Source organism: Pseudonocardia xinjiangensis (assembly GCF_012911925.1).
GTDB lineage: Bacteria > Actinomycetota > Actinomycetes > Mycobacteriales > Pseudonocardiaceae > Pseudonocardia > Pseudonocardia xinjiangensis.
Genome location: NZ_JAAXKY010000069.1, coordinates 1 through 25,699, shown reverse-complemented (window position 1 = coordinate 25,699; position 25,699 = coordinate 1). Strand labels below are relative to the sequence as shown.

General features: G+C 73.6%; 24 protein-coding genes. 21 read left to right on the top strand and 3 right to left on the bottom strand.

The features are described from left to right. Positions 1–14 precede the first annotated feature (14 nt). From HF577_RS20615 to coaBC, 8 genes are all read left to right on the top strand, one after another. The gene (locus HF577_RS20615) at positions 15–1,307 is read left to right on the top strand and encodes a dihydroorotase (RefSeq protein WP_169397548.1); all 1,293 of its coding nucleotides are present in this window, start codon (positions 15–17) and stop codon (positions 1,305–1,307) included. Next, the gene (gene carA, locus HF577_RS20610) at positions 1,304–2,449 is read left to right on the top strand and encodes a glutamine-hydrolyzing carbamoyl-phosphate synthase small subunit (RefSeq protein WP_169397547.1); all 1,146 of its coding nucleotides are present in this window, start codon (positions 1,304–1,306) and stop codon (positions 2,447–2,449) included. The genes HF577_RS20615 and carA overlap by 4 nt, the downstream gene beginning before the upstream one ends. Continuing rightward, on the top strand, positions 2,449–5,736 hold the full coding sequence (gene carB, locus HF577_RS20605; protein WP_169397546.1) for a carbamoyl-phosphate synthase large subunit: 3,288 nt from the start codon (positions 2,449–2,451) through the stop codon (positions 5,734–5,736). The genes carA and carB overlap by 1 nt, the downstream gene beginning before the upstream one ends. Then, a complete protein-coding gene (gene pyrF / locus HF577_RS20600; protein WP_169397545.1) occupies positions 5,733–6,560 on the top strand; it encodes an orotidine-5'-phosphate decarboxylase in 828 nt (275 codons plus the stop codon). Before carB ends, pyrF begins: the two co-directional genes overlap by 4 nt. 314 nt (positions 6,561–6,874) lie before the next feature. After that, on the top strand, positions 6,875–7,189 hold the full coding sequence (mihF, locus tag HF577_RS20595; RefSeq protein WP_169397544.1) for an integration host factor, actinobacterial type: 315 nt from the start codon (positions 6,875–6,877) through the stop codon (positions 7,187–7,189). Between the two features lie 19 nt (positions 7,190–7,208). After that, entirely contained in the window at positions 7,209–7,799 is a 591-nt protein-coding gene (gene gmk, locus HF577_RS20590) for a guanylate kinase (RefSeq protein WP_169397565.1), read from the top strand. A 79-nt stretch (positions 7,800–7,878) separates the two neighbouring features. Next, the gene (gene rpoZ / locus HF577_RS20585) at positions 7,879–8,154 is read left to right on the top strand and encodes a DNA-directed RNA polymerase subunit omega (protein ID WP_169397564.1); all 276 of its coding nucleotides are present in this window, start codon (positions 7,879–7,881) and stop codon (positions 8,152–8,154) included. A gap of 46 nt (positions 8,155–8,200) precedes the next feature. After that, a complete protein-coding gene (coaBC, locus tag HF577_RS20580; RefSeq protein ID WP_169397543.1) occupies positions 8,201–9,421 on the top strand; it encodes a bifunctional phosphopantothenoylcysteine decarboxylase/phosphopantothenate--cysteine ligase CoaBC in 1,221 nt (406 codons plus the stop codon). 17 nt (positions 9,422–9,438) lie between these two features. Here the strand turns inward: coaBC and HF577_RS20575 are convergent, their stop codons facing one another. After that, the gene (locus HF577_RS20575; RefSeq protein ID WP_169397542.1) at positions 9,439–9,831 is read right to left on the bottom strand and encodes an SH3 domain-containing protein; all 393 of its coding nucleotides are present in this window, start codon (positions 9,829–9,831) and stop codon (positions 9,439–9,441) included. 270 nt (positions 9,832–10,101) lie between these two features. Between HF577_RS20575 and metK the strand changes: the two genes are divergently transcribed. The 5 genes from metK to HF577_RS20550 all read left to right on the top strand — a co-directional run bounded on the left by metK (position 10,102) and on the right by HF577_RS20550 (position 16,828). Then, on the top strand, positions 10,102–11,301 hold the full coding sequence (gene metK / locus HF577_RS20570; RefSeq protein WP_169397541.1) for a methionine adenosyltransferase: 1,200 nt from the start codon (positions 10,102–10,104) through the stop codon (positions 11,299–11,301). Positions 11,302–11,393: 92 nt separating this feature from the next. Further along, positions 11,394–13,676, top strand: a complete 2,283-nt coding sequence (locus tag HF577_RS20565; protein ID WP_169397540.1) for a primosomal protein N' — start codon at positions 11,394–11,396, stop codon at positions 13,674–13,676. A 133-nt stretch (positions 13,677–13,809) separates the two neighbouring features. Then, complete coding sequence (gene def, locus HF577_RS20560) at positions 13,810–14,358, top strand: peptide deformylase (protein ID WP_169397539.1); 549 nt, start codon at positions 13,810–13,812, stop codon at positions 14,356–14,358. A gap of 6 nt (positions 14,359–14,364) precedes the next feature. After that, complete coding sequence (gene fmt / locus HF577_RS20555; RefSeq protein WP_169397538.1) at positions 14,365–15,300, top strand: methionyl-tRNA formyltransferase; 936 nt, start codon at positions 14,365–14,367, stop codon at positions 15,298–15,300. Positions 15,301–15,370: 70 nt separating this feature from the next. Next, entirely contained in the window at positions 15,371–16,828 is a 1,458-nt protein-coding gene (locus HF577_RS20550) for an RsmB/NOP family class I SAM-dependent RNA methyltransferase (RefSeq protein WP_169397537.1), read from the top strand. A gap of 7 nt (positions 16,829–16,835) precedes the next feature. Here HF577_RS20550 and HF577_RS20545 read toward each other — a convergent pair whose 3' ends face one another. Then, positions 16,836–17,246: a DUF1801 domain-containing protein gene (locus HF577_RS20545; RefSeq protein ID WP_169397536.1), complete on the bottom strand. Its 411-nt coding sequence runs from the start codon at positions 17,244–17,246 to the stop codon at positions 16,836–16,838. Positions 17,247–17,342: 96 nt separating this feature from the next. Here HF577_RS20545 and rpe point away from each other — a divergent pair, with 96 nt between their 5' ends. The 7 genes from rpe (at position 17,343) to HF577_RS20510 (ending at position 23,143) form a co-directional block, all read left to right on the top strand. Beyond that, on the top strand, positions 17,343–18,029 hold the full coding sequence (rpe, locus tag HF577_RS20540; protein WP_169397535.1) for a ribulose-phosphate 3-epimerase: 687 nt from the start codon (positions 17,343–17,345) through the stop codon (positions 18,027–18,029). Positions 18,030–18,135: 106 nt separating this feature from the next. After that, positions 18,136–18,786, top strand: coding sequence for a riboflavin synthase (locus HF577_RS20535; RefSeq protein ID WP_169397534.1), 651 nt, complete (start codon positions 18,136–18,138; stop codon positions 18,784–18,786). A 38-nt stretch (positions 18,787–18,824) separates the two neighbouring features. Beyond that, positions 18,825–20,168, top strand: coding sequence for a bifunctional 3,4-dihydroxy-2-butanone-4-phosphate synthase/GTP cyclohydrolase II (locus HF577_RS20530; protein WP_169397533.1), 1,344 nt, complete (start codon positions 18,825–18,827; stop codon positions 20,166–20,168). Between the two features lie 16 nt (positions 20,169–20,184). Further along, positions 20,185–20,667 (top strand): 6,7-dimethyl-8-ribityllumazine synthase, encoded by a 483-nt coding sequence (ribH, locus tag HF577_RS20525; RefSeq protein WP_169397532.1) that lies wholly within the window; start codon positions 20,185–20,187, stop codon positions 20,665–20,667. A gap of 80 nt (positions 20,668–20,747) precedes the next feature. Continuing rightward, complete coding sequence (locus HF577_RS20520; protein ID WP_169397563.1) at positions 20,748–21,173, top strand: PH domain-containing protein; 426 nt, start codon at positions 20,748–20,750, stop codon at positions 21,171–21,173. A 63-nt stretch (positions 21,174–21,236) separates the two neighbouring features. Then, positions 21,237–22,268: a beta/alpha barrel domain-containing protein gene (locus tag HF577_RS20515; protein WP_169397531.1), complete on the top strand. Its 1,032-nt coding sequence runs from the start codon at positions 21,237–21,239 to the stop codon at positions 22,266–22,268. A gap of 158 nt (positions 22,269–22,426) precedes the next feature. Continuing rightward, a complete protein-coding gene (locus HF577_RS20510) occupies positions 22,427–23,143 on the top strand; it encodes an HAD-IA family hydrolase (protein WP_246266787.1) in 717 nt (238 codons plus the stop codon). A gap of 181 nt (positions 23,144–23,324) precedes the next feature. Here the strand turns inward: HF577_RS20510 and HF577_RS20505 are convergent, their stop codons facing one another. Next, positions 23,325–24,053, bottom strand: coding sequence for a DUF2786 domain-containing protein (locus tag HF577_RS20505; protein ID WP_169397530.1), 729 nt, complete (start codon positions 24,051–24,053; stop codon positions 23,325–23,327). Positions 24,054–24,203: 150 nt separating this feature from the next. Here HF577_RS20505 and uvrC point away from each other — a divergent pair. Further along, the coding region (gene uvrC / locus HF577_RS20500; RefSeq protein ID WP_169397529.1) for an excinuclease ABC subunit UvrC at positions 24,204–25,699 on the top strand (1,496 nt) is incomplete at its 3' end.

The window sequence follows — 25,699 nt, the reverse complement described above, 5'->3', positions numbered from 1 at the left end:
GACCGGAGGAACTCGTGAGCGACCTGCTGATCAGCAACGCACGGCCGTACGGCGGGGACGCCGTCGACCTGCTGGTGCGCGACGGGGTCGTCACCGAGATCGGGCGCGGGCTCGACGCACCGGACGGCGTCGAGGTGCTCGACGCCGGCGGGCACGTCCTGCTCCCCGGGTTCGTCGACCTGCACACGCACCTGCGGGAGCCCGGTGGTGAGGAGTCCGAGGACGTCGCCACCGGGTCCGCCGCGGCCGCGCTCGGCGGCTACACCGCCGTCTTCGCGATGCCCAACACCGACCCCGTGGCCGACACCGCCGTGGTCGTGGAGCACGTGCGCCGCCGCGGTGAGGAGGTCGGGCTGGTCGACGTGCACCCCGTCGGCGCGGTCACCGTCGGCCTCGAGGGCGTGAAGATGGCCGAGCTCGGCACGATGGCCCGGTCCCGGGCGCAGGTCCGGATGTTCAGCGACGACGGCCGCTGCGTGCACGACCCGCTGGTGATGCGCCGCGCGCTCGAGTACGCCTCGGCGCTCGAGGTCGTCATCGCCCAGCACGCCGAGGACCACCGGCTCACGGCCGGTGCGCAGGCGCACGAGGGCGTCGTCGCGTCGCGGCTCGGGCTGGCCGGCTGGCCGGCCACCGCGGAGGAGACGATCGTCGCCCGCGACTGTGCGCTGGCCAGGGAGGCCGGGGCGGCGCTGCACGTCTGCCACGTCTCCTCCGCCCGCACGATCGACGTCCTGCGCGCGGCGAAGGCGGCGGGCGTGCGGGTGAGCGCCGAGGTCACCCCGCACCACCTGCTGCTCACCGACGCGGCGCTCACGAGCTACGACCCGGTGCACAAGGTCAACCCGCCGCTGCGCACCGGGGCCGACACCCGGGCGATGCGCGAGGCGCTGGCCGAGGGCGTCATCGACGTGGTCGCCACCGACCACGCCCCGCACGCCGCCCAGTACAAGGACACCGAGTGGGCCGCGGCGCGGCCCGGCATGCTGGGGTTGCAGACGGCGCTGTCGGTGGTGGTACACACGATGCTCGAACCGGGCCTGCTGGACTGGCGCGGCGTGGCCCGCGTGCTGTCGGAGCGCCCCGCGGAGATCGCCGGGCTGCCCGACCAGGGCCGTCCGATCGCCGAGGGCGAGCCGGCGAACTTCGCGCTCGTCGACCCCGACGGGGCCTGGACGGTGCGCGGCGCGAAGCTCGCCAGCAGGGCGGCCAACACGCCCTACGAGGGCATGCGGCTGCCGGCAACGGTCGTGGCCACGGTGCTGCGGGGCCGGATCACCACGACACAGGGAGAGGTGCGGTCATGACGGCGGTACTCGTGCTCGAGGACGGCCGGGTCTTCCGGGGAGAGGCCTACGGCGCCACCGGGGAGGCGCTCGGGGAGGCGGTGTTCACCACCGGCATGACCGGCTACCAGGAGACGCTGACCGACCCGTCCTACCACCGGCAGATCGTGGTGCAGACCGCCCCGCAGATCGGCAACACCGGCTGGAACGACGAGGACGACGAGTCGGCGCGGATCCAGGTGGCGGGGTACGTGGTGCGCGACCCGAGCCGCGTGCCGTCGAGCTGGCGCTCACGCCGGTCGCTCGCCGACGCGCTCACCGCACAGGGGATCGTCGGCCTGGCGGGCATCGACACCCGGCAGCTGGTGCGCCACCTGCGCGAGCAGGGGGCCATGCGGGCCGGGGTGTTCTCCGGCGACGCGCTCGCCCCGCACGACGAGCTGGTCCAGCGGGTGCTCGACAGCCCGCGGATGGAGGGGTCGGACCTGTACGGCGCCGTCACCACCACGGAGCCCTACGTGGTGCCCGCTGACGGCCCCACGCGCTTCCGGGTGGCCGCGCTGGACGTCGGCATCAAGTCCAACACCCCACGGATGCTCGCCGCGCGCGGCATCGAGGTGCACGTGCTCCCCGCCGACACGTCCGTCGAGGCGATCGAGGAGCTGGCACCGCACGGGTTCTTCCTGTCCAACGGTCCGGGCGACCCGGCCACGGCGGACGGTCCGGTGGCGCTGACCAGGCAGGTGCTGGAGCGGCGGATCCCGCTGTTCGGGATCTGCTTCGGCAACCAGATCCTCGCCCGCGCACTGGGCCGCGGCACCTACAAGCTGCGCTACGGCCACCGCGGCCTCAACATCCCGGTCGTGGAGCACGCCACCGGCCGGGTCGCGATCACCTCGCAGAACCACGGGTTCGCCGTGGAGGGCGAGGCGGGGGAGCGGTTCGACACGCCGTTCGGGCCGGCCGAGATCACCCACACCTGCCCCAACGACGGCTGTGTCGAGGGCCTCCAGGCGCTGGAGGTCCCCGCGTTCAGCGTGCAGTACCACCCGGAGGCCGCAGCGGGCCCGCACGACGCGGGCGACCTGTTCGACCGGTTCGTGGATCTGATGGAAGCCGGCAGCGCACCTGGCCGGCACGGGTCGAGCAAGGAAGGCGCCTGATGCCGAAGCGCGACGACATCCGGCACGTGATGGTGATCGGCTCCGGGCCGATCGTCATCGGTCAGGCCTCGGAGTTCGACTACTCCGGCACGCAGGCCTGCCGGGTACTGCAGGCCGAGGGCATCCGGGTGTCACTGGTCAACTCGAACCCGGCCACGATCATGACCGACCCCGAGTTCGCCGACGCCACCTACGTCGAGCCGATCACGCCCGAGTTCGTGGAGCAGGTCATCGCCGCGGAGCGCCCGGACGCGATCCTGGCCACCCTCGGCGGTCAGACCGCGCTGAACACCGCGGTGGCGCTGCACGAGAACGGCGTGCTGGAGCGCTACGGGGTGGAGCTCATCGGCGCCGACATCGACGCCATCCAGCGCGGTGAGGACCGGCTGAAGTTCAAGGAGATCGTGCAGTCGATCGGCGGTGACGTGCCGCGCTCCGCCGTCTGCCACTCGATGGACGAGGTGCGGGCCACCGTCGCCGAGCTCGGCCTCCCGGTCGTCATCCGGCCGTCGTTCACCATGGGCGGGTTCGGCTCGGGCATGGCCCACGACGCGGCCGACCTGGAGCGGCTGGCCGGTGGCGGGCTCGCCGCCTCGCCGGTGCACGAGGTGCTCATCGAGGAGTCCGTGCTCGGGTGGAAGGAGTACGAGCTCGAGCTGATGCGCGACCACCACGACAACGTCGTGGTCGTCTGCTCGATCGAGAACTTCGACCCGATGGGCGTGCACACCGGTGACTCGATCACGGTGGCGCCCGCGATGACCCTCACCGACCGCGAGTACCAGCACATGCGGGACGTGGGCATCGCCGTGCTGCGCGCGGTCGGCGTCGACACCGGCGGCTGCAACATCCAGTTCGCGATCGACCCCGCCACCGGGCGCCTGGTCGTGATCGAGATGAACCCGCGCGTCTCGCGGTCCTCGGCGCTGGCGTCCAAGGCCACCGGTTTCCCCATCGCGAAGATCGCGGCGAAGCTGGCGATCGGCTACACCCTCGACGAGATCCGCAACGACATCACCGGTGAGACGCCCGCTGCGTTCGAGCCCACGCTCGACTACGTGGTGGTGAAGATCCCGCGGTTCGCGTTCGAGAAGTTCCCCGGCGCGGACCCCGAGCTGACCACGACGATGAAGAGCGTCGGTGAGGCGATGGCGCTGGGCCGGTCGTTCCCCGAGGCGCTCGGCAAGGCGCTGCGCTCGATGGAGACGACCGCCGCCGGGTTCTGGACCACCCCCGACCCCGATGGCGACCCCGACGTCACCACCGCGCTCGACGGCCGCATCTACGCCGTGGAGCGCGCCCTGCGCGGCGGGGCGAGCGTGGCGGACGTGGCACGGCGCTCGGGCATCGACCCGTGGTTCCTCGACCAGATCCTCGGGCTCACCGAGCTGCGCCGGGACATCCTCGACGCCCCCGTCCTCGACGAGCCGCTGCTGCGCCGGGCCAAGCGGGCGGGGGTCTCGGACCGGCAGCTCGCCGCGCTGCGCCCGGAGTTCGCCGGGGAGGACGGCGTGCGCACGCTGCGCCACCGGCTCGGGATCCGCCCGGTCTACAAGACGGTCGACACCTGCGCAGCGGAGTTCGCGGCGCGCACGCCCTACCACTACAGCGCCTACGAGACCGACCCCGCCGCGGAGTCGGAGATCGCGCCCCAGACCGAGAAGCCGAAGGTGCTCATCCTCGGGTCCGGGCCCAACCGGATCGGGCAGGGCATCGAGTTCGACTACTCCTGCGTGCACGCGGTGATGGCACTGCGGGAGGCCGGGTTCGAGACCGTCATGGTCAACTGCAACCCGGAGACGGTCTCCACCGACTACGACACGGCCGACCGGCTCTACTTCGAGCCGCTCACCTTCGAGGACGTCCTCGAGGTGGTCCACGCCGAGCAGCAGAGCGGCACGGTCGCGGGCGTTCTCGTGCAGCTGGGCGGCCAGACCCCGCTCGGTCTCGCCCAGCGGCTCACCGCGGCCGGGGTGCCGGTGGTGGGCACGTCCGCCGCGGCCATCGACCTTGCCGAGGACCGCGGGGCGTTCGGCGAGGTCCTGCGCAAGGCGGGCCTGCCGGCACCGGCGTTCGGCATGGCCACCTCGTTCGACCAGGCCCGCGAGATTGCCGAGCGGATCGGCTACCCGGTGCTCGTGCGGCCGTCCTACGTGCTCGGCGGGCGCGGCATGGAGATCGTCTACGACGACGAGACGCTCGCCGGCTACATCTCGCGCGCCACGGAGATCAGCCCGGAGCGCCCGGTGCTGGTCGACCGGTTCCTCGACGACGCGATCGAGATCGACGTCGACGCCCTGTGCGACGGCGAGGAGGTCTTCCTCGGCGGGGTGATGGAGCACATCGAGGAGGCGGGCATCCACTCCGGCGACTCCTCGTGCACGCTGCCGCCCATCACGCTGGGCCGCTCCGTGCTGGAGCAGGTCCGCCGCTCGACGGAGGCCATCGCGCACGGCGTGGGCGTGCGGGGGCTCCTGAACGTCCAGTACGCCCTGCACGGCGAGACCCTGTACGTGCTGGAGGCCAACCCCCGCGCGTCCCGCACCGTGCCGTTCGTGTCGAAGGCGACGGCCGTGCCGCTGGCCAAGGCCGCGGCCCGGATCATGCTCGGCGCGACGATCGCGGGGCTCCGCGAGGAGGGCCTGCTCCCGGCCGAGGGCGACGGCGGCGAGCTCCCGCCGGACGCTCCCATCGCCGTGAAGGAGGCGGTGCTGCCGTTCCACCGCTTCCGCACGCGCGACGGTGAGGGTGTCGACCCGCTGCTCGGCCCCGAGATGAAGTCGACCGGCGAGGTGATGGGTTTCGATGCCTCGTTCGGCGCGGCGTTCGCCAAGTCGCAGGCGGCGGCCTACGGCTCGATGCCGACCTCGGGGCGCGTGTTCGTCTCGATGGCCGACCGGGACAAGCGCGCGATGGTGTTCCCGGTGCTGCGGCTGGCCGCTCTCGGCTTCGAGGTGCTGGCCACGGCGGGCACGGCCGACGTGCTGCGCCGCCACGGGGTGGCCACCACCATGGTGCGCAAGCACTTCGAGGGCGGGGAGACCATCGTCGACATGATCCTCGCCGGCGAGGTCGACATGATCATCAACACGCCCTACGGCAACTCCGGGCCGCGCGTGGACGGCTACGAGATCCGGGCGGCCGCCGTGTCGCGCGGCATCCCGTGCGTCACCACCGTGCAGGGCGCCGCGGCGGCGGTGCAGGGCATCGAGGCGATGATCAGCGGCTCGATCGGGGTGCGGTCGCTGCAGGACGCACACGCGGCGCTGCGGAAGTCCCGGCCGTGACGGACCGGGACGCCACCACCTTCGGGGCCAGGCTCACGGGGGTCGTCTCCCGGTACGGGACGTTGTGCGTTGGCATCGACCCGCATCCCGGGCTGCTGGCCGAATGGGGCCTCACCGACGACCCGGACGGCCTCGAGCGGTTCGCCATGACCTGCGTCGACGCGCTGGCCGGGCACGTGGCCGTGGTGAAGCCGCAGTCGGCGTTCTTCGAGCGGCACGGGTCGGGCGGGATCGCGGTACTGGAACGGGTGCTGGCCGCGCTCGCGCCGAGCCCCACGCTCACGCTGCTCGACGCCAAGCGCGGGGACATCGGCTCGACGATGGACGGGTACGCCGACGCCTACCTCGCGATCGGCGCGCCGCTGGGCGCCGACGCCCTGACCCTGTCGCCCTACCTCGGGTTCGGCTCGCTGACGCCCGCCCTCGACGCCGCGGCCGACGCCGGTCGGGGCGCGTTCGTGCTGGCCCGCACCTCCAACCCGGAGGGCGGGGAGGTGCAGCTCGCCGAGTGGGCGGGCCGCGGCGTCGGCCAGCGGGTGGTGGACGCGGCGGCCGCCCGCAACGCCGGCGCCGAGCCGCTCGGCGACGTCGGCGTGGTGGTCGGCGCGACCATCGACCACGGCCTCGACCTGTCCACCCTCAACGGCGCGGTCCTCGCGCCCGGACTGGGTGCCCAGGGAGCCGGGGCGGCCGACGTCAGGGCACGTTTCGCCGATCTGCACGGGATCGTGCTGCCCGCCGCGGCCCGCTCGGTGCTGGCGGCCGGGCCGGACCGGTCGGCGCTGCGCTCGGCGGCGGAGAAGCTGCGCGACGAGCTGAGCTGACCGACTCCTCCCTTTCGTCGACGAGTTCCGATCAACAAGAAACACTGCTGCCCCGATTTTCGTATGTCTCTGTGGGGTGCACTCGTCAGGGGACGGTCCCTACGGTGCGGTGAACGGGCGGGTTGTATACCCGTTCCGGCACTTTCACGTGGTATCGATCGGATGGCTACGCACCGAAAGAACCTCCAGGTGGCACCCCCCGTTTCCCCTTACGGGGGAGGCGTGAGTACGTTCAGTGATAGCCGCGGCACGCCCGCGACGGTGGTGAGGATGCGCCCTGATTCCAGGCCGCACGACGAAAGACGGAGGAGACCGTGGCCCTTCCCCAGCTGACCGAGGAACAGCGTGCTGCCGCCTTGGAGAAGGCGGCTGCGGCGCGCCGGGCCCGGGCCGAGCTGAAGGACCGGCTCAAGCGCGGCGGAACCACCCTCCCGGAGGTTCTCAAGCAGTCCGACACCGATGAGGTGTTGGGCAAGATGAAGGTCTCGGCGCTGCTCGAGGCAATGCCAGGCGTCGGCAAGGTCCGGGCCGCTCAGATCATGGAGCGGCTCGAGATTGCGCCGTCGCGTCGACTGCGGGGTCTCGGCGACCGGCAGCGCAAGGCGCTGCTGGCCGACTTCGAGTCCTGAGCTAGCTTGCGAGCTCAGGATCAGTAGCCGCACGAGCCCGTACGGGCGGAGGGGCCGGCTGGTAGTACTGGCCGGTCCCTCCGGCGTCGGGAAGAGCAGCGTGGTCAGCGAGCTACGTGCGCAGCTGCCCACGCTGTACTTCAGTGTCTCCGCCACCACCAGGGATCCACGCGCCGGCGAGGTCGACGGCGTCCACTACCGCTTCGTCGGGCCGAGCGGCTTCGACGACCTGATCGAACGCGACGAGCTGCTGGAGTGGGCCGAGATCCACGGCGGCCTCCAGCGTTCCGGCACCCCGCGCGAGCCCGTCGAGCAGGCCCTGGCCGCCGGCCGCCCCGTGCTGGTCGAGGTCGACCTGCAGGGCGCCAGGGTGATCAAGACCGCGCTGCCGGAGGCCATCACGGTCTTCCTCGAGCCGCCCTCCTTCGAGGAGCTGGCGCGCCGGCTGCGCGGGCGGGGCACCGAGTCGGAGGCGCAGTACGAGCGCAGGCTCGAGACCGCGCGCGAGGAGCTGGCCTCCCGGCACGAGTTCGACGTCGTCGTGGTCAACGACGACGTGAAGGACGTTGTTGCGCAGTTGGTAGACTTGCTGGTCGGCCCGTGTCAGTGACGGACTCGTCACATCGTGACCGGTCCGTCCGTGACACGGTCCCGACGCCCGACCACACCCAGGAGTCTTCTTCGTGAGCATGCCTCTGACCGGTCCTGTTGCCGGTTCCATCCCCGAGGGCATCACCAACCCGCCCATCGACGACCTGCTGGGCCAGGTCAGCTCGAAGTACGCCCTCGTGATCTACGCCGCCAAGCGCGCCCGCCAGATCAACGACTACTACTCGCAGCTCGGCGAGGGCCTGCTGGAGTACGTCGGCCCGCTCGTGGAGCCGGGCCCGCGCGAGAAGCCGCTCTCGATCGCCATGCGCGAGATCCAGGCCGGTCTGCTCGAGCACACCGAGGGCGAGCAGTAACGGGCGAGCTAGTCCACAGGCGAGTGGTGAGGCCGCGAGGTCACGCATGGAGTCCCTGACCAGGCCCCGGGTGCTGCTCGGGGTGGCCGGCGGCATCGCGGCCTACAAGAGCGCGGAGCTGCTGCGCCGCCTCACCGAGAGCGGCCACTCCGTGCGGGTGCTGCCCACCGCCGCCGCCCTGGAGTTCGTCGGCGCCGCCACCTTCGAGGCGCTCTCGGGGCAGCCCGTGCACACCGGCGTGTTCACCGACGTGCCGGCGGTGCCGCACGTGAAGCTCGGCCAGGAGGCCGACCTCGTCGTCGTCGCTCCCGCCACCGCGGACCTGATGGCCCGCGCCGCCTCCGGCCGGGCCGACGACCTGCTCACCGCGTCGCTGCTCACCGCCCGGTGCCCGGTGCTGTTCGCCCCGGCCATGCACACCGAGATGTGGGATCACCCGGCCACGCGCGCCAACGTCGAGCTGCTGCGTTCCCGCGGCGTCGTCGTCCTGGAGCCGGCCTCGGGGCGGCTCACCGGCAAGGACACCGGCCGCGGGCGGCTGCCCGACCCCGACGAGATCGCGGAGTTCGCCCGCCTGCTGCTCGAACGCGGCGACGCGTTGCCCCGCGACCTGTCCGGCCGCCGGGTCGTCGTGTCCGCGGGCGGCACCCGGGAGGCCCTCGACCCGGTGCGCTACCTCGGCAACCGCTCGTCGGGCCGGCAGGGCTACGCCATCGCCAGGGTGGCGGCCCAGCGCGGAGCCGCCGTCACGCTGGTCGCTGGGCACACGGCCGATCTGGCCGACCCGGCCGCGGTCGACGTCGTGCGTGCCGGTTCGGCCAGGGAGATGCGCGACGCGATGCGCGCCGCCGCCAAGGGTTCGGACGCGGTGGTGATGAACGCGGCGGTGGCCGACTTCCGGCCCGTCGCGCTCGTGGACCACAAGATCAAGAAGGGGTCCGGCGATCCCGAGCCGCTGGCGTTGACCGTCAACCCGGACATCCTCGTCGAGCTCGTGCAGGCCCGGGAGCCCGGGCAGATCGTGGCCGGCTTCGCGGCCGAGACCGGCGACGCCACGGGCGACGCGCTGCACCACGGCCGGGCCAAGCTCGCCCGCAAGGGCTGCGACCTGCTCATCGTCAACGCCGTGGGCGACGGCAAGGCGTTCGAGGTGGCCGACAACTCGGGATGGTTGCTCGGGGCCGACGGCAGCGAGACCGAACTCGGGTCCGGCTCCAAGGCGCTGTTGGCCTCGTACCTCTGGGACGCCGTGGCCGCCCGGCTCTGAGCTGCGCGTCTGCGGCGTCAGCCGTGGAAGTCGGTCTCCGGCGTGGGGGGCGGGGTGAGGGCCACGTCCTGGTCCGGTGTCCGCTGCACGGGGAGGGACGCGGCGACCGCGGGCACCGTCACGTACTGCGCCACCGTCCAGCCGCCGAGGTCGGCCAGCCGCACGAACCCGCCGTGGGTCTCGCCCACGTGCACCTCGGTGCCGGCCGTGCACACCGCGATGATCTCCGCGCGGGAATCCGGTGCGGAGCGGACGTTGAGGTTCTCGGTGCACCGGCCGGCGGGCGCGGCCGCCCCCGCTGCGGCCCCGGCGACCGAGGCCATGACCCCGGCCGCGGCGACCGCGACCATCGCGCCGACCGCGGCCTCGCGCCTGCCCGGGCGATACCGCAGTGAGGTGAGGGCGTTCATCGTCGCGTTCCTCCATCAGGGCGGCCCGCATTGCACTGGTTACTCGCTGCCCCCAACGAACCACGGGCAAACCGATTCGGCGCCCCCACCGGAATCACCGGAAAGAGTGACACGCATGCATTCGGTGAGCGGATCGTCACCAGAACCTCACATTTCGCCCGAACGCCACTCCTGGGAGGCTGCACACGGCCGTCCACTAGGCTGGCCGGTCGGAGATCACCTGAGCTGCGGTCGCGAGAGCGGATCGAGCGAGAACGGACGGAGTACGGCGTGGCGAACGCAGGCCGGCGGTTGTTCACCAGCGAGTCGGTGACCGAGGGGCACCCGGACAAGATGTGTGACGCCATCAGCGACACGGTGCTCGACGCACTGCTGGCCCAGGACCCTCGTAGCCGCGTGGCCGTGGAGACGCTGGTGACCACCGGGCAGGTCCATGTGGCGGGCGAGGTCACCACGAGCGCCTACGCCGACATTCCCACGCTGGTGCGCGAGAAGGTCCTCGACATCGGCTACGACTCGTCGGCCAAGGGCTTCGACGGGGCGTCGTGCGGCGTCAACGTCGCGATCGGGGCCCAGTCGGCCGACATCGCCCAGGGCGTCGACACCGCGTACGAGAGCCGGGTCGAGTCGAGCGAGGACGAGATCGCCCGCCAGGGTGCCGGCGACCAGGGCCTCATGTTCGGCTACGCCAACACCGACACGCCGGAGCTGCTGCCGCTGCCGATCGCGCTGGCCCACCGGCTGGCCCGCCGGCTCACCGACGTGCGCAAGTCCGGCCTGCTGCCCTACCTGCGCCCGGACGGCAAGACCCAGGTCACCATCGAGTACGACGGCGACAAGGCCGTCCGGCTGGACACCGTGGTCGTGTCCAGCCAGCACGCCGCCGACATCGACCTCGACGGGATGCTCGCCCCCGACATCCGCGAGCACGTCGTCGACCCGGAGATCCGCGAGCTGGGCCTCGACGTCGGCGACCTGCGCCTGCTGGTCAACCCCACCGGGCGCTTCGTCGTCGGTGGCCCGATGGGTGACGCCGGCCTGACCGGCCGCAAGATCATCGTCGATACCTACGGCGGCTTCGCCCGGCACGGCGGCGGCGCGTTCTCCGGCAAGGACCCGTCGAAGGTCGACCGCTCGGCCGCCTACGCGATGCGGTGGGTCGCCAAGAACGCGGTCGCCGCGGGCCTGGCCGAGCGCATCGAGGTGCAGGTCGCCTACGCCATCGGCAAGGCGGCCCCGGTGGGCCTGTTCGTCGAGACGTTCGGCACCGAGCACGTCGACCCGATCAAGATCCAGTCGGCGATCACCGAGGTGTTCGACCTGCGGCCGGCCGCGATCATCCGCGACCTCGACCTGCTGCGCCCGATCTACGCCCAGACCGCCGCCTACGGCCACTTCGGCCGCACCGACGTGGATCTGCCGTGGGAGAGCACCTCCCGCGCCGACGCACTCAAGTCCGCGGCGAGCTGAGCGGGCCTGCCCGGTCCCGTCCTGGGGACAAGTCCGTACCGCGGCCCGCTGAACCCGGCGTGACTGTCGGGGGCCGCCCCCACGATGGCGGCATGACCACCAGCAGCACGGTCCACCGGTCCCGCGCCGCCGGCGCGGTGCCGTCCCCGGCCCCTGCCCGGCCCTCCGAGGTCGAGAGGGCGCCGGAGGGCACCGCGCTGCCCGGCGTGCCCGGCCCGGTCGACGGTGCCGTCGCCGACGCGCCGCCGCCGGCGGTGTCTGGTAGACCGGGCGGCCCGCAGCGAGGAGGTTCTGTGGCGCGACCGGGCCGCAACCGTGGTGAGTGGCGGCCTGCCGCCGAGCTGCCGGTGGCCCGGGTCGCGGTCGACGTCGCGCTCGCCCACCTGGACCGCCCCTTCGACTACCGCGTCCCCGAGCACCTCGCCGCGGTCGCGGTGCCGGGAGTGCGGCTGCGGGTGCGCTTCGCCGGGCGGCTGGTCGACGGCTACCTGCTGGAGCGGCTGGCCGAGTCGCCCCACACCGGCAAGCTCGCCTGGGTGGAGAAGGTGGTGTCACCCGAGCCCGTGCTCACCCCGGAGGTCGCCGCGCTGTGCCGCGCGGTGGCCGACCGGTACGCCGGGGTGCTCGCCGACGTCCTGCGCCTCGCCGTGCCGCCGCGGCACGCCAAGGCGGAGGCCGCCGCGGTGGACGTTGCGGCGCCGGCTGAGGGCAGCACCGAGCCGGCACCCGCCCCGGCCGCCGCGCCGGGTGCCGGCCCGGTCGAGCCGGCCGCGTGGCGGCGCTACCAGCACGGGGCGGCCCTGCTCGACGCGCTCGCCCGCGGCCGCACCGCCCACGCGGTGTGGCAGGCGCTGCCGGGGGAGTGCTGGCCCGAACGGCTCGCCGAGGCGGCCGCGGCCACCGTCGCGGCGGGGCGCGGTGCCGTGCTGGTCGTCCCCGACCAGCGTGACGTCGCGGCGCTGCACGCCGCGTGCGCCGCCCGGCTCGGGGCCGACGGCGTGGTCGCGCTCACCGCCGAGCTGGGTCCTGCGGAGCGGTACCGGCGCTGGCTCGCGGTGCGCCGTGGCCACGTCCGGGTCGTCGTGGGCACCCGGTCGGCGGCGTTCGCCCCCGTCGACCGCCTCGGGCTGCTCGCCGTCTGGGACGACGGCGACGACCTGCACTCCGAACCGCGGGCACCGTACCCGCACGTCCGCGACGTCCTCGTGCTGCGCGCCCACAGCGCGGGAGCGGCTCTGCTGGTGGGCGGGTTCGCCCGCACCGCCGAGGCGCACGTGCTCGTCGGGTCGGGCTGGGCCCGGGAGGTCGTCGCCGAGCGCGCCACGGTGCGCGCGGCGATGCCGCGGATCACCGCGCTCGGCGAGACCGACGCGCAGCTCGTCCGCGACCCCGACTCGCGCGCGGCCCGGCTGCCGCACCTGGCCTTCGAGGCCGCCCGCGCCGCGCTGGGCGCGGGCCGACCGGTGCTGGTGCAGGTCCCGCGCGCCGGATACCTGCCCTGGCTCGCCTGCGGCACCTGCCGCGAGACGGCCCGCTGCCGCCACTGTGCCGGGCCGCTCGGGCTCACCGGCCGGCGCGGGCGCGACGGTGCCCACGACGACGCCGCCGGGCTGCCGCACTGCCGCTGGTGCGGCCGGCCCGACAGCGCGTTCCGCTGCCCGGCGTGCGGGTCGCGCAGGCTGCGGGCCGGGGTGGTCGGGTCCGGACGCACCGCCGAGGAGCTCGGGCGGGCGTTCCCCGGCACCGCGGTGCGGACCTCAGGTGGCGGTGCCCCCGTGCTCGCGGAGGTGGCCGCCCAGCCGGAGCTGGTGGTCGCCACCCCCGGCGCCGAGCCGCGCGCCGCGGGCGGCTACGGCGCCGCCCTGCTGCTCGACGGGTGGGCGATGCTGTCCCGCCCCGACCTGCGCGTGGCCGAGGAGACCCTGCGGCGCTGGTTCGCCGCCGCGGCGCTCGTCGTCCCGCACACCGAGGGAGGCCGCGTCGTCGTGATGGCCGACACCGCGATCCCGGTGGTGCAGGCCCTCGTGCGCTGGGATCCCGCCGGGCATGCCGCGGCCGAGCTCGCGTCCCGGGCCGAGGTCGGCTTCCCACCCGCCGTGCGGATGGCCACCGTGGAGGGCACGGCCGGCGCCGTCGCCGACATGCTCGCGGAGCTGCCGGCGGTCGTCGAGGTGCTCGGCCCCGTCGAGCTCGACCCGGTCGGCATCGCCGCGGGCGACGAGCCGCCGGAGGTCCGGGAGCGGGCGCTGCTGCGCGTGCCGCGGGCCGACGGGCGTGCGATGGCCGCGGCTCTGCACGCCGCGCAGGCCGCGCGCACCGCCCGCAAGGTGCCCGATCCGGTGCGGGTGCGTCTCGACCCCGTCGAGATCGGCTGACACCGCGGCGGCGCCCCCGCGGCGTCCGTCCGGCCGGGGTCCCCGTGGCAGAATCGATGTCTGCCGGTGGCCGTGCCGCCCGTTCCCGTCCGATCCGCTGCCGTCCCGTCCGCTGTCGTCCGCGAGGAGATCCGTGTCCGTCCAGCCCATCAGGCTCTTCGGTGACCCGGTGCTGCGCACGCCCGCCGTCGAGGTCACCACCTTCGACGCGGAGCTGCGCAAGCTGGTCGCCGACCTCACCGACACGATGCACGACGAGGGTGGCGCCGGGCTCGCGGCGCCCCAGCTCGGCGTCGGGCTGCGGGTGTTCACCTACGACTGCGACGGGTTCGCGGGCCACCTGGTCAACCCCACCTTCGAGGTGGTGGGCGACGAGGAGCAGACGGGGCCGGAGGGGTGCCTGTCGATCCCCGGGCTGCGCTGGGACTGCCGGCGGCACCTGCACGTGGTGGCCCACGGCTGGAACGAGCACGGTGAGCCGGTCACCGTCGAGGGCAGCGAGCGGCTGGCCCGGTGCATCCAGCACGAGACCGACCACCTCGACGGCGTGCTGTTCGTCGACCGCCTCGACCAGGAGACCCGCAGGCAGGCCATGGCGGAGATCCGCGCGGCCGAGTGGTTCGGCTCGCCCGCGCCGCAGGTCAAGGTCAGCCCCCATCCCATCTTCGGCAAGGTCAGGTAGCGGCCGGTGAGACTGGTGTTCGCCGGGACCCCCGAGCCTGCGGTGCCGTCCCTGCGGGCGCTGCTCGGTTCGTCACGGCACGAGGTGGCCGCCGTGGTCACCCGTCCCGACGCCCCCGCAGGGCGGGGCCGCAAGCTCGTGCGGTCGCCCGTCGGCGCGCTCGCCGACGAGGCCGGGATCCCCGTGCTGACCCCCGCCCGGCCGTCGGACCCGGCGTTCCGGGCGGAGCTCGCCGAGATCGCGCCGGACTGCTGCCCGGTGGTCGCCTACGGCGCGCTCATCCCGCGGGCCACGCTCGACATCCCGCGCCGGGGGTGGGTCAACCTGCACTTCTCGCTGCTGCCGGCGTGGCGCGGTGCGGCCCCGGTGCAGGCCGCCGTGCGTCACGGCGACGAGGTCACCGGGGCCACCACGTTCCTCCTGGAGGAGGGCATGGACACCGGGCCGACCTTCGGTGTGGTCACCGAGCCCGTCGGTCCGGCCGACACGGCGGGCGACCTGCTCGGGCGGCTGGCGGTCTCCGGCGCGGCGCTGCTGGTGGCCACGATGGACGGCATCGCCGACGGCACACTGCGGCCCCGGCCCCAGCCGGCCGAGGGTGTCTCGCGCGCGCCCAAGGTGACCACCGCCGACGCGCGCATCGACTGGGGCGCCCCGCCGCTGGCCATCGACCGGCTGATCCGGTCGGTCACCCCGGAGCCCGGTGCCTGGACCACCTTCCGCGGTGAGCGGCTCGGGCTCGGCCCCGTCGCCGCCGTGCCGGCTACCGAGCCCGTGGTGCTCAAGCCCGGCGAGCTGCACGTGGAGAAGCGCCGGGTGCTCGTCGGTACCGTGGGAGCGCCCCTGCAGCTGGGCGAGGTGCAACCGGTGGGCAAGCGGGCGATGCCGGCGCCGGACTGGGCACGCGGGGCACACATCGAGCCGGGAGGCCTCCTGACATGAGCACCCCAGCCGACTCCGGCACCCGGCGCCCCGCGTCCGGCACCCCCGCTCCCGCGTCCTGGACAGTGGCGTGAGCGCGCCGGGCCGCCGGCCGCGCCGGCGAGCGGGTGCTCCGTCGCCGGGCGGCCACCGCACCGCCGGTCCGCCGCGCGGGCGCAGCGGACCACCCCGGCCCCCGGAACCGGACCCGGCCCGGCAGGCCGCGCTCGACCTGCTCACCTCCGTGCGGGTCCGCGACGCCTACGCCAACCTCGCCCTCCCGTCGATCCTGCGGCGCCACGGGCTGCACGACCGGGAAGCGGCGCTGGCCACCGAGCTCGGCTACGGCACGCTGCGGGCCAAGGGGCTGCTCGACGCGATTCTCGAGGCCTGCACCGACCGGCCGCTGATCCGGGTCGAACCGCCGCTGCTCGACGCGCTCCGGCTCGGGGCCTACCAGCTGCTGCGCACCCGGATCCCGCCGCACGCCGCCGTCGACACCACGGTGGAGCTCGTGCGCGGCGATGCGGGCACCCGGGCCGCGGGGTTCGTCAACGCGATCCTGCGCAGGGTGGGGGAGCACGACGAGCAGGCCTGGGTGGAACGCCTGGCGCCGCCGGCCGCCGAGGACCCGGTGGGCCACGCGGCGATGGCGCACGCCCACCCCCGCTGGATCGCCCAGGCGTTCGCCGACGCGCTCGGTGCCCCGGAGGAGCTCGACGCCGCACTCGCGGCCGACGACGCGCGCCCCGCCGTGCACCTGCTGGCGCGGCCGGGTGAGATCACCGCGGCCGAGCTGGCCCTGGTGACCGGCGGGGAGGAGGCCCCGTACTCCCCGTACGGCGTGCACCTCGAGCCGGGCAGCGGCGCCATCGGCGAGCTGGACGCGGTGAACGAAGGCCTCGCCGTGGTGCAGGACGAGGGCAGCCAGCTGGTGGCGCTCGCCCTGTCGCGGGCCGGGCTCACCGGCACGGACACCGGCCGGTGGCTGGATCTGTGTGCCGGCCCCGGCGGCAAGGCCGCGCTGCTCGGTGGGCTGGCCGGGCTCGACGGGGTGGAGGTGGACGCCGTGGAGGTGAGCACCCACCGCGCCGACCTGGTGCGCCGGGCCGTCGACGGGCTCCCGGTGACCGTCCACGTGGCCGACGGCCGGGAGGCCCCGCTCCCCGACGGTGCGTACGACCGCGTGCTGGTGGACGCCCCCTGCACCGGCCTCGGTGCGTTGCGGCGTCGCCCGGAGGCACGCTGGCGGCGGCGGCCGGAGGACGTGTCGGGGCTGACGAAGCTCCAGCGGGAGCTGTTGACGGCGGCGCTGCGCCACGTCCGGCCCGGCGGGGTGGTGGCCTACGTCACCTGTTCGCCCCACCTGGCCGAGACGGTGGGCGTGCTCACGGGTGTGCTGCGCAAGCACCCGGACGTGGAACGGCTCGATGCCCGGGAGTACCTGCCCGGTGTGCCCGACCTCGGCGACGGCCCCACGGTGCAGCTGTGGCCGCACCGGCAGGGGACCGACGCCATGTTCCTCGCGCTGCTGCGCCGCGTGGCGTGACGCGGGCTCAGCGGGCCCGGCCGGCGCGGTTGCCCGCCGCGCGGTCGAGGGCCCAGTCGAGGGCCAGGTCGAGGTAGTCGACCACCACCTCGTCCTCCTCGGGCCCGGCCGTCACCTCGACGCGGACGTCGCGCATGCGCCGGCCTTCGCCCAGCAGCCTGCCGTGCGGGTCGGGCAGGTCGGCGCCGTGCTCGAACCCCACGTTGACGCCGCCGTCACGGGGGAACAGCGCGCACAGGTAACCCGCGCGCGGATGGTGGAAACCGAGCCCGTGCCACCCCGGGTAGACGCGTTCGCGCAGGTCGGGATGCGCGGTGCGGACCACCGCCCGGAGCCGGTGGACGAGTGCGGCGACGGCGGGCGACTCGCCGACGAGCAGGTGACTCAGCTGCTCGTCGACCGACTGGGGTGCTGACATGAGGACCAGTGCACCGCAGGACCCCGACATTTTCGGAGACACCGGGAGCCACCGGACGCCCGGACCGTGCGGCGTAATCTTCGGTAGGTGCAACCGATGATCGCCCCGAGCATTCTCGCGGCCGACTTCGCCCGGCTCGCCGACGAGGCAGCCGCGGTGGGCGGTCCGCCCGGCAGTGGCGCCGACTGGCTGCACGTCGACGTGATGGACGCCCACTTCGTGCCGAACCTGACCCTCGGGCTGCCGGTGGTGGAGTCGCTGATCCGGGCCACGACGATCCCGCTGGACTGCCATCTCATGATCGACGACCCGGACCGCTGGGCGGTGGGCTACGCCGAGGCCGGAGCGCACAACGTGACGGTGCACGTCGAGGCGGCGCGCGACCCGGTGGCGCTGGCCGCCGACCTGCGCGCGGCGGGCGCCCGCGCCGGTCTGTCGGTGAAGCCGGGCACGCCGCTGGAGCCCTACCTCGAGACGCTGCGGCACTACGACACGCTGCTCGTGATGAGCGTGGAGCCCGGGTTCGGCGGGCAGAGCTTCATGCCCGAGGTGCTCGAGAAGGTGCGGTCGGCCCGGCGGATGGTGGACACCGGTCACCTGACGCTGCTGGTGGAGATCGACGGTGGCATCAACGCCGACACGATCGAGGCGGCGGCCGAGGCCGGGGTGGACTGCTTCGTTGCCGGCTCGGCCGTTTACGGCGCCGACGACCCGGCGCGCGCGGTGCAGGCGCTGCGGGACCGCGTGGTGAAGGCGTCGACCCACCGCAGGTGGGCGCCGTGACCGCGCCGTCCGCCCGGCGAGGATGATCACGACGGGCCGGGTAACGAACGGCAGTGGCCCGCGGTTGCACCAGATGCGGCCGTGACGGCGGAAAGGGAGCACGCACATGTTCACCGGGATCGTCGAGGAGATCGGCGAGGTGCTCGCGGTGCGCGAGAGCGCCGAGGTTGTGGTGTTCACCGTGCGCGGGCGCACCGTCACCACCGACGCCCGCCACGGGGACTCGATCGCCGTGAACGGGGTGTGTCTCACCGTCATCGACCCCGACGGCAGCACCGACGGCACCTTCACCGTGGAACTCGTGCCCGAGACGCTCAAGCGTTCGAGCCTCTCCACGGTGACCGAGGGCGCGCGGGTGAACCTGGAGCGCGCCGTGCCGGTGACGGGACGGCTGGGCGGCCACATCGTGCAGGGGCATGTGGACGGGGTGGCGACGCTGTTGACCCGCACGCCGGGGGAGCGCAGCGACGAGCTGAGGTTCAGCCTGCCGGCGGAGCTGGCCCGGTACGTGGTGGAGAAGGGTTCGGTGGCCGTGGACGGGGTGTCGCTGACCGTGGCGGGAGTGGCGCCCGACAGTTTCGTGGTGGCGCTGATCCCTACGACCTTGTCACACACCACACTCGGGTTCCGGGAACCGGGGGATAACGTGAACGTGGAGGTCGATGTCGTCGCAAAGTATGTGGAACGGCTTGCCGTCGGGTACGTCGGTGGTAGCGGTTCCGCGGCGGCGGTCGGCGAGGAGGCCAGAGCCCAGTGAGCAGGGCAGGAGACGGTGGTCCGGTGAACGGTGGAGCGATGGACGGTCAGGCAGCCCCGGAAGAGCCGGCACCCCTTGCCGCCGGTACGGATGCGCCTCCGACCGACCCGCGGCGCGGCAGTTTCGAGGCGATCGAGCGGGCCCTGGCCGACCTGCGGGCCGGCAAGCCCGTGGTGGTGGTGGACGACGAGGACCGCGAGAACGAGGGCGACCTCATCTTCGCGGCCGAGATGGCGACCCCCGAGCTGGTGTCGTTCATGGTCCGCTACACCTCCGGCTACGTCTGCGTGGCGCTCACCGAGGCGGAGTGCGACCGGCTGGACCTGCCTCCGATGCACCACTCCAACGCCGACAACTTCCGTACCGCCTTCACCGTGACGGTGGACGCGAAGGCGGGGATCACCACCGGTATCTCGGCCACCGACCGGGCACACACCATCCGCCTGCTGGCCGACCCGACCGCAGGCCCCGCCGACCTGGTGCGCCCGGGCCACGTGCTGCCGCTGCGGGCCCGGGAGGGCGGCGTGCTGCGGCGTGCCGGACACACCGAGGCGGCCGTGGACCTGGCCCGGCTCGCCGGGCTCTCGCCCGCGGGTGCGCTGTGCGAGATCGTGTCGCAGAAGAACGACGGTGACATGGCCCGTGGCGACGAGCTGCGGGTGTTCGCCGAGGACCACGACCTCACCCTCATCACCATCTGCGATCTGATCGCCTACCGCCGCCGCTTCGAGAAGCACGTGGTGCGCGTGGCGCAGGCCCGCATCCCCACCGCCCACGGCGAGTTCATCGCCTTCGGCTACGACTCGCTGCTCGACGGGATCGAGCACATCGCGATGGTGCGCGGGGACGTGGGGACGCCGGAGGGCAGCGGGGAGGACGTGCTGGTGCGCGTGCACTCCGAGTGCCTCACCGGCGACGTGTTCGGCTCGATGCGCTGCGACTGCGGCCCCCAGCTCGACGCGGCGCTCGCCGCCGTGGCCGCGGAGGGCCGCGGGGTGGTGCTCTACATGCGGGGGCACGAGGGCCGGGGCATCGGCCTGCTCCACAAGCTGCAGGCCTACCAGCTGCAGGAGGCGGGCGCCGACACGGTGGACGCCAACCTGGCGCTCGGCCTGCCCGCCGACGCGCGCGACTACGGCATCGGCGCGCAGATCCTGGTGGATCTCGGCATCACCACGATGCGGCTGCTCACCAACAACCCGGACAAGCGCGCGGGGCTGGAGGGCTACGGCCTCACCATCACCGGACGCGTGTCGTTGCCGGTGCGGGCGAGCCGTGAGAACCTTCGCTACCTGCGGACGAAGCGCGACCGGATGGGCCACGACCTGCCCGGTCTCGACGAGGTCGCCGCTGCGGTGGCGGCGGACGGGACGGGGACATGAGCCCGGCGGACAGCAGATGAGCGGCGAGGGCCGGCCGATCGTCCAGGACATCCCGGACGCCGGCCGGTTGCGCCTGGCCGTGGCCGCGGCCAGCTGGCACGCCGACATCGTGGACACGATGGTGGAACGCGCCCTGGAGATCGCCGCGAAGGCCGGTGTGGACAGCCCGACCCTGGTGCGGGTGCCCGGCACCATCGAGCTCCCGGTGGTGTGCCAGGAGCTCGCCGCGGGCCACGACGCGGTGGTGGCCCTCGGCGTGGTGATCAGGGGTGGCACGCCGCACTTCGAGTACGTCTGCGACGCCGTGACCGCCGGGCTCACGCGCGTGTCGCTGGACGAGCGCACGCCGGTGGGCAACGGCGTGCTCACCTGTGACACGCTGGCCCAGGCGGTGGACCGTTCCGGCGCTCCCGGCTCGGCGGAGGACAAGGGCGCGGAGGCCTGCCTCGCGGCGCTCCACACCGCACTGGCACTGCGTGACCTGCGGAGGAGTTCGTGACTCAACCCGGCAGCGGCGAGGCCGCCCGGAGCGGTCTCGGGGAGGCCGCCCCCGGCGGGCCCGTCGATCGGCCCGAGCCGCTGGTGCTGCGGCCGCGCAAGGTGCTGATCGCCGCGTGGGTGGGTGCCGTGGCGGTGGTGGTGTTGTTCGTCGTGGTGGGCGTGCTGCTGCGCACCACCGAGACCGGCGTGTACTTCCGCTTCGCCGACCAGGTGGCGCTCGTGCTGCTGGGCCTGATGGTGGCCGGTGGCGTGCTCCTGCTCGCGCTGCCCCGGGTGCGGGCCGACGCCGAGGGCGTGGAGGTGCGCAACCTCCTCACCAGCCGGCGCGTGCCGTGGGAGCTCGTGCGGCGCGTGGCGTTCCCGGACGGGGCGTCCTGGGCCCGGCTCGACCTGCCCGACGACGAGTACCTGCCGGTGCTGGCCATCCAGGCCGTGGACGGCTTCCGCGCCGTGGACGCCATCGGGAAGCTCCGCGCGCTGCACGCCGCCGCCCGCACCTCCTGAGCCGTCGCGGCCGATCGACGGCGGGCGACGGCCCGGTCGCTGCTCGCACGTACCATCGGTGCCGTGCTGCGTGCCCGTGATCAGGTCGGCCGGGATCCGTCCGGCGAAGAGAGTGTCCGCCTCGGGGACATCGTGCTCCGCAACCGGCTGGTCACGTCGTCGAGCCTGCTGGGATACGGGGTGTCGAACTCCGCGCTCGTGCCGTACGGCATGAGCCCGGTGTCGCTGTTCGTGCCGCTGGCCGAGTTCGGGGCCGTGACCACCAGGACGTTGACCGTGGAGCCCCGCGAGGGCCACTTCACCACACGGGACGACTACGCCCTCAGCGAGCTGCCCGGCCTGCTCAAGCGGTACCGCACGGTGCTGCGCGGCACCGACGGCGGCTGGCTCAACGCGTTCGGGTGGTGCAACGTCGGCATCGACGCCTACCTGCGCGACTACTACCCGCGTACCCGCGACCAGCGCGTGATCATCTCGCTCGGTGGCTTCTCCGCCGAGGAGTTCGTGACCCTCGTGGACCGGGTGAACGCCGCCGTGCCGCCCGGTGACATCGCCGCGGTCGAGTTCAACGTCTCCTGCCACAACGTCAACTTCGACTTCTCCACGATCCTGCAGGATGTGCTCGACGAGGCGGTGCCCCGCAGCAACCACCCGGTGATCCTGAAGCTGTCGCCCGACTACGACTACCTGCGCAACGCGGAACAGGCCGCGAAGGCGGGGGTGTCGGCGCTGACCGCGATCAACACGGTGAAGGCGCTGCGCCTGGACCCGCGCACGGGCACGCCGTGGCTCGCCAACCGCTACGGGGGCCTCTCCGGACGGGCGATCAAGCCGATCGGACTGCGGGTGGTGAGCGAGCTCCGGGAGGCCGGGGTGACCCTGCCGATCATCGCGACGGGCGGGATCCGCACGGTGGACGACTGCCGGGAGTACTTCTGGGCGGGCGCCGACGCCGTGAGTCTCGGGAGCGCGACATGGTTGGCGAGCTACCCCGGATACGCGCTCGCGCCCCTGCGCGCGCTGCACGTTCGGCGCGTTCTGAACGCCGTTCGGCGCTACGGAACGCTTCCGCTCCGCTCCGCTCCGTCGCACTGAGCAACGATCTTCATCCGTACGGTCCGGGTGGTACGCCGAAGGGTGGCCCGGGTGAGCGACGAGTGGAAGCACGACTGGCGCGATGAACACGGCACGATGAGACCCGGCACGACCCACAGACCCCGCCGCGACGAGCAGGGCACGACGGACGGGGCACGATGAGCACGGTGGAGGGCGCGAGCCAGCTGGACCGCATGCGGGTGCCGGACCGCCGGCCTCGCGTGGTGCTCTTCGACGTGTTCGAGACGATGCTGCAGGTGTCGGCGCTGCGCTCGCGCTTCGTGGACGTGGGACGGCCCGACCACGAGTGGGAGCTGTTCTACACCCGGACGCTGCGGGACGGGATGGCCCTCACGCTCGCCGGCGCGGTGCGCCCGTTCGCCGAGGTGGCGAGGGCGGCGCTGCGCACCACCGCGCAGCACACCCTGTCGGAGGAGGCGCTCGACCACGTGCTGGCCGGCTTCGCGGAGCTGCCTCCGTACCCGGATGTGGAGCCGGCGCTGCGGGCGCTCGCGCGGGCCCGGATTCCTGCCTACGCGTTCACCCAGGGCGGCGCCGAGGTGGCCTCCGACGCCCTCGACCGGGCCGGGCTGCGCACCTACCTGCGGGGAGTGCTCTCCACCGAGGAGATCCGCTCCTTCAAGCCGCCCGCCCGCGTGTACAACTGGGCCTGCCAGCAGGTGGACGCCATGGGGGACCGCGTGGCACTGGTGGCCGTGCACTCCTGGGACGTGCACGGTGCCGTGCGGGCCGGGCTGATCGGCGGCTTCGCCACCCGGCTCGAAGGCGCGGTGCCCGACGTGGTGGCGCGCCCGCACGTGGTGGGCGAGGACCTCGAGCTGGTGGTGGACCGCCTCATCGCCCTGCCCGCGTGACCCGCGGGCGCCCATCTCAGCGCGCTCCCGTAGGAGCGCGCTGAACAACTCGGCCCTACTGCGCGGCGCCCAGGCGGCGCCCTCGCGGCGTTGTCGTCGGGCCCGATACAACAGCGGTATCGGCCCCTCCTCCGCCTTGCGATGCCACCACCTGGACACCGCTCGCTACGGGCGGAGTTGTTCAGCACCCTCCTAGCGCCGAGCGTTGTTGGGAACCGAGGCCGCCGCCGTGGCCGAGGTCGGCCCGCTCGCCCGCCATGGCGCCGGCCGCGAAGCCCGATCCGGACAGCACGGCGCGCCGGGCCGTGGCCAGCCGCGGAAAGGCGGCGGCGTAGGCGCGGTCGACCTGTTCGCGGCGATCGGCCAGCACCAGCGCGACGGACGGGCCGCCGGTGGCGGTGGCGGGCGCATCTGTGGCGGCGCGTTCCTCGGCGGTGCTGAGCCTGCGGTGGACCTCCACGGCGAAGCCGTGCAGCCACGAGCGGCGGTAGGCGGCCACGGACTCACCGGGCCGGGTCGAGCGCACCCGGACCAGCTGGGTGGTGGCCTGCAGCTGCAGCGACGTGTAGAGCAGCTCGGCGCGTTGCCGGTCCGAGGTGTGACCGAACACCGTGACCGCGGCGACCTTGCCGCCCCGCGCCCCGTGCAGGACCCACCGGCAGCCGAGCGCCGCCGCGGTCCAGCCGAGCAGCCTGGCCTTCCCCGCGCTGTAGGGATCCTGCATCTCGATGCGCTGCGGCCCGATCCGGTCGCTGCCGGGCCGGGCGGCGGCGAGCAGCGCGGCGTCGACGCCGTGGCGGGCCATCAGCTCGATCGCCTTGGCCGTGTACGTCTCGGCCTCGGCGCCGGTGGCCGCGCGCTCCGCCTTGGCGAGCAGCTTGCGGATCGTGTCGAGCTTGTCGAGCCCCATCGGATCCCCCCGTCGGTTCGAACGCGCGTTCGCATCGACGGCAAGTCCTATCACGGCGGGCCGACGGTTCCGTGTACACCACACCCGTGACGCGCCGAGGGGGCGGTCCGCTCACGGCGTGTCGGAGGCCGGTCCTACCCTGGTGAGGCCATGGCTGATCCCGCCACCTACCGTCCGGCCCCCGGGTCCATCCCGGAGGCCCCCGGGGTGTACCGCTTCTCCGACCAGCACGGCCGGGTCATCTACGTGGGCAAGGCGAAGAGCCTGCGCCAGCGCCTCAACTCGTACTTCGCCGACATCTCCGGCCTGCACCCGCGCACACGCCAGATGGTCACCTCGGCGGCGCACGTGCAGTGGACGGTGGTCGCCACCGAGGTCGAGGCGCTGCAGCTCGAGTACAACTGGATCAAGGAGTTCGACCCGCGGTTCAACGTCCGCTACCGCGACGACAAGACCTATCCGGTGCTCGCGGTCACGATGCACGAGGAGTTCCCCCGGCTGTCGGTCTACCGGGGGCCGCGGCGCAAGGGCGTGCGCTACTTCGGCCCGTTCGCGCACGCCTGGGCGATCCGCGAGACCCTCGACATGCTGCTGCGGGTGTTCCCGGCCCGCACGTGCAGCGCCGGGGTGTTCAAGCGCCACGGCCAGATCGGGCGCCCGTGCCTGCTCGGCTACATCGACAAGTGCTCGGCGCCGTGCGTCGGACGCGTCGACGCCCAGGAGCACCGCGACATCGTCGAGGACTTCTGCGACTTCCTCTCCGGACGCACCGACCACCTGGTCCGGCAGCTCGAGCGCAAGATGGCCGAGGCGTCCGCCGAGCTCGAGTTCGAGCGCGCCGCCCGGCTGCGCGACGACATCGGCGCGCTGCGCCGCGCGATGGAACGCCAGGCCGTGGTGCTGGGCGACGGCACCGACGCCGACGTCGTGGCGTTCGCCGAGGACGAGCTCGAGGCGGCCGTCCAGGTCTTCCACGTGCGCGGCGGCCGGGTCCGCGGCCAGCGTGGCTGGGTGGTCGACAAGGTCGAACCCACCGACACCGCGCAGCTCGTGGAGCGGTTCCTCACCCAGTTCTACGGCGAGCAGGCGGCGCTGGCGGGCTCCGCCGACGACGCCCACCAGCCCGTTCCGAAGGAGATCCTCGTCCCGGAGCTCCCGGCCGAGCTCGACACGCTCGTCCACTGGCTCTCGGGGCTGCGCGGTTCGCGGGTGCAGGTGCGCGTGCCGCAGCGCGGCGACAAGCGCGCGCTCGCCGAGACCGTGGCCCGCAACGCGGCCGAGGCGTTCACCCAGCACAAGCTCCGCCGGGCGGGCGACCTCACGGCGCGGTCGGCGGCGCTGCAGGAGATCCAGGACGCACTCGGGCTCGACACCGCGCCACTGCGCATCGAGTGCGTCGACGTCAGCCACGTCCAGGGCAGCAACGTCGTCGCGTCGCTCGTGGTGTTCGAGGACGGGCTCGCGCGCAAGTCGGACTACCGGCGGTTCGAGATCCGCGGGGGCGCGGAGGGCGGGGACGTCGCCGCCATCTCCGAGGTGGTCCGGCGCAGGTTCCGGCGCCACCTCGCCGAGGGCGGAACCGAGAGCGGAACCGAGAACGGGACGGGCGCCGCGGGGGGTAACGCGGCACAAGATCAGGTCGAAGC